The sequence below is a fragment of the Amycolatopsis sp. NPDC058986 genome (genome assembly GCF_042741125.1).
Lineage (GTDB): Bacteria > Actinomycetota > Actinomycetes > Mycobacteriales > Pseudonocardiaceae > Amycolatopsis.
In genome coordinates this window covers 1-3,682 of record NZ_JBHYJW010000135.1, presented here as the reverse complement: position 1 = coordinate 3,682, position 3,682 = coordinate 1, and the positions used below count along the sequence as shown (strand labels likewise).

Below are 3,682 nucleotides of genomic sequence, written 5' to 3'. Positions count from 1 at the left end.
CCTTACGGGCGCCGGACGCCCGTAAGGTGGCCTTAACGGCATGACCACGTCAGTCCAGCTGCGGGGCGACTTCGGACGCGATGAGGTCGATCTGGTCCAGATCGGACAGGTCCAGCAGCTGCAGGTAGAGCCGGGTGATCCCGGTCTTCTCGCGCCACTGGCCGATCTTCTCGACGACCTCCGCCGGCGTCCCGGCGAGACCGTTCTGCCGCAGCTCGGCGACGTCGCGGCCGATGACGTCGGCGCGGCGCTTCACCTCGGCCTCGTCCCGGCCGACCGCGATCACCAGCGCCGACGAGCGCAGGATCTCCTTCGGGTCGCGCCCGATCTCCTCGGCCGCCGCGGCCACGCGCGCGAACTGCGCGGCGGCCGTGTCGGTGTCGACGAACGGCAGGTTGAACTCGTCGGCGTACTGCGCGGCCAGTGCCGGAGTGCGCTTCTTGCCGCCACCGCCGATGATCACCGGCGGCGCGGGCTGCTGCACCGGCTTGGGCAGCGCGGGCGCCTCGGCGAGCTTGTAGTGCTCGCCATCGAAGGAGAACGTCTCCCCCACCGGCGTCTTCCAGTACCCGGTGACGATCGCGAGCTGCTCGGCGTAGCGGTCGAACCGCTCCTTGAGCGGGGGCAGGTCGAGCCCCAGCGTGGTGTGCTCGTCGTCGTACCAGCCGGAGCCGAGACCGAATTCGACGCGGCCGCCGGACATCTGGTCGACCTGCGCCACCGTGATCGCCAGCACCGACGGGTGCCGGAAGGTGGCGGCGGTGACGAGGGTGCCGAGGCGGATGCGGCTGGTCTCCCGCGCCAGCCCGGCGAGGGTGATCCAGGCGTCGGTGGGGCCGGGAAGCCCGTCGGCGCCGCCCATCTTCAGGTAGTGGTCGCTGCGGAAGAACGCGTCGTAGCCGGCGGCCTCGGTCGCCTTGGCCACCCGCAGCAGGTCGTCGTAGCTGGCCCCTTGCTGGGGCTCGGTGAAGATCCTCAAGTCCACGACGTCAGCCTATAGAGCGACCGGTCAGCTCGCCGCCTGCTCCTCGCCGGTGGGACTCGCCGCCGACGTCTCCCGCAGCCGCTCCAGCAGCCGGACGATGACGCTTTCGATCTCGGCGCCGACCTTCTTCGGGTCCGCCGAGCCCGCGATCTCCGTCGCCGCGCTGGACAGCGCGCCGAACAGCAGCCGCGCGGTGATGTCGACCGGGACCGCGGCGATCTCGCCCGCCTCGATGAGTGCCTGGATCGCGGCACGGACCAGCCCGAAGCTGCACCGTTCCTCGGCCTCGCGCCAGCGTTCCCAGCCCATCACCACCGGCGCCTCGTGGATCGCGATCCGCTGGTACGCCGGGTCGAGGCAGCTCTTGATGAACGCGTTGAGCCCGCCACGCGCCCGGTCCCACGGCGAGCCTGGCCCGTTCACGATCTTGTCGAGACGGTCGTAGACGAGGCTCTCGACCGCTTCGAAAGCCGCCTCGAACAACGCCTGTTTACCGCTGAAATGGTGATACAGCGCGCCTTTGGTGACGCGGGCACGTTTCGCGATCTCGTCGAGCGAGGTACCCGCGTAGCCACGCTTGGTGAACAATTCCACCGCGCCGTCCACCAGCGCGGACCGGGTCGACTCGGAATAGTCGAGCCTTCTGGACCTCATTGTCGCCACCCTCACAACCTTACGCCCCAGGGACTCTCGCCGTACCCATGGTATGTTGGGCCAGTCAGGTCCGTACCAGGAGTATGCAGCAAACCTGCAGTATGAACCAGGTCACGGAAGGGGAGCCACATCATGAGCTGGACCGACTTCTACCGTCGGCGAGATACCCTCGAAGCCGCACTCCGGCAGGCCGGGAACGACCCCGAGCGCCCGCTGTCACTCGCCGAGATCCCCGGCGCGGCCGAGTCCTTCAGCAGCGAGGAAGACCTCCTGCTGGCCCTGCACCACAAGTGGACTCAGCTGCTCGGCGGTTATCTGCGCGCCGAGCTGGCCGATCCCGAGGACGCGGCCGCGGGCCAGGTCCTCGACCAGGTCGACGCCGTCACCCGCGCGTGGAAGCGCGCGACGTCCGAACACGCGACGTTGCGTGCCGTCCTCGACGCCAACCTCGATCGCCACCCGGCGCTCACGCCCTTGCACGAGGGCGAGCTGCGCATGCTGGCGATCACCGCCGGGCTCGCCGAGTACGGCGAACCCGCCGACGAAATCACCAAGGTGGGTTACACCTTCGACGCGCTGCTGCGCAACGGCCCGGACGCTCGCCCGGCCCGCCGCCGCAGCCCGATGGGCCACCTGCTGCGCCTGCTCGCGCCGAGTGCGTGAGCGGCCGGAATGTAGTTAGGTAACGCCATGGCGGAGCGCACGAACAGCGGTCGCTGGACCGAGACGGACATCCCCGATCAGACCGGGCGGACCGTGCTGGTCACCGGCGCGAACTCGGGTCTCGGCCGCCGCACCGCCGACGTGCTCGCGGGCAAAGGCGCCCGCGTCCTGCTCGCCTGCCGCTCCCCCGAGCGCGGCGCGCGGGCGCTCGAACTCGTCCGCCGGGCAGCCACCGGCGCGGCACCCGAGCTGGTTTCGCTCGACCTCGCCGACCTCGCGTCCGTGCGCGCCGCGGCGGCGTCGGTACGCGAGCTGACCGGCGACGCGCTGGACGTCCTGGTGAACAACGCCGGCCTGATGGCCACCGCGCGCGGCAAGACCGCCGACGGGTTCGAAACCCAGTTCGGCACCAACCACCTCGGGCACGCGGCACTGACCTGGCTGCTGCTGCCCGCGCTGCGCGGTGGCGAGAACGCCCGCGTCGTCACTCTGTCGAGCGTCGCCGCGACCGGCGGCGGGCTGAGCATGACCGACCCGAACTTCGAGCACCGCCGGTACAACCCCGGCGTCGCCTACGCGCAGTCGAAGCTGGCCAACCAGGTCTTCGCGATCGAACTCGACCGGCGCCTGCGTGCCGCGGGCGAATCCGTCATCAGCGTCGCCGCGCACCCCGGTTACGTGGGGACCGGGCTGGGCGCCGGGATGGCCCGTTCCTACGGGAACCCGCTGCTGAGCCGGGGCATCCTCGCCGTCAACAGGATCGGTGAAACGCTCTTCGCGATGCGGCCCGAGCAGGGCACGCTGCCGCAGCTGTACGCGGCGACCGCGCCGGGTGTCGAAGGCGGCGACTACATCGGCCCGAGCGGCATCGGCGGTCTGCGGGGCTACCCCGCCAAGGTGCGCACGCTCGCGTCCGCGCGCGACGCCGCGACCGGCCGCGCGCTGTGGGATCTGACCGCGAAGTTGACCGGCGTCACCCCCGACCCCGCGTGATCGATACCGCTCCGGAAGCGGGCGTAGGGTGGCTTTTGTGAGTGCTGCGCCGGAGGGTCGGAAGCTGTTGCGGCTGGAGGTCCGCAATAGCCAGACGCCGATCGAGAAGAAGCCTTCGTGGATCAAGACGCGGGCGAAGATGGGGCCGGAGTTCACTGAACTCAAGGGTCTTGTCCGTCGTGAGGGTCTGCACACGGTCTGTGAAGAGGCCGGGTGTCCCAACATCTACGAGTGCTGGGAAGACCGTGAGGCCACGTTCCTGATCGGTGGGGATCAGTGCACCCGTCGCTGTGATTTCTGTCAGATCGACACGGGCAGGCCTGCGGAGCTGGATCGCACCGAGCCGCGCAAGGTCGCGGAGTCGGTGCAGGCGATGGGGCTGCGCTA

The 3,682-nt window shown here is 70.0% G+C and carries 4 protein-coding genes and 1 pseudogene; 3 read left to right on the top strand and 2 right to left on the bottom strand.

Going from position 1 to position 3,682, the window contains the following annotated elements; translation table 11 throughout:
* Positions 1-49 precede the first annotated feature (49 nt).
* Both ACFW0G_RS45385 and ACFW0G_RS45380 read right to left on the bottom strand, forming a co-directional pair.
* Positions 50-985 carry an LLM class F420-dependent oxidoreductase gene (locus ACFW0G_RS45385; protein WP_378331806.1) on the bottom strand — a complete coding sequence of 312 codons (936 nt, stop codon included), beginning with the start codon at positions 983-985 and terminating at the stop codon, positions 50-52.
* Between the two features lie 24 nt (positions 986-1,009).
* Positions 1,010-1,639: a TetR/AcrR family transcriptional regulator gene (locus tag ACFW0G_RS45380; RefSeq protein ID WP_378331805.1), complete on the bottom strand. Its 630-nt coding sequence runs from the start codon at positions 1,637-1,639 to the stop codon at positions 1,010-1,012.
* A gap of 132 nt (positions 1,640-1,771) precedes the next feature.
* Between ACFW0G_RS45380 and ACFW0G_RS45375 the strand changes: the two genes are divergently transcribed.
* From ACFW0G_RS45375 to ACFW0G_RS45365, 3 genes and pseudogenes are all read left to right on the top strand, one after another.
* Entirely contained in the window at positions 1,772-2,302 is a 531-nt protein-coding gene (locus ACFW0G_RS45375) for a hypothetical protein (RefSeq protein WP_378331804.1), read from the top strand.
* Positions 2,303-2,329: 27 nt separating this feature from the next.
* Positions 2,330-3,295, top strand: coding sequence for an oxidoreductase (locus ACFW0G_RS45370; RefSeq protein WP_378331803.1), 966 nt, complete (start codon positions 2,330-2,332; stop codon positions 3,293-3,295).
* 37 nt (positions 3,296-3,332) lie between these two features.
* Positions 3,333-3,682 (top strand): annotated as a pseudogene (locus ACFW0G_RS45365) (lipoyl synthase); the annotation flags it as partial.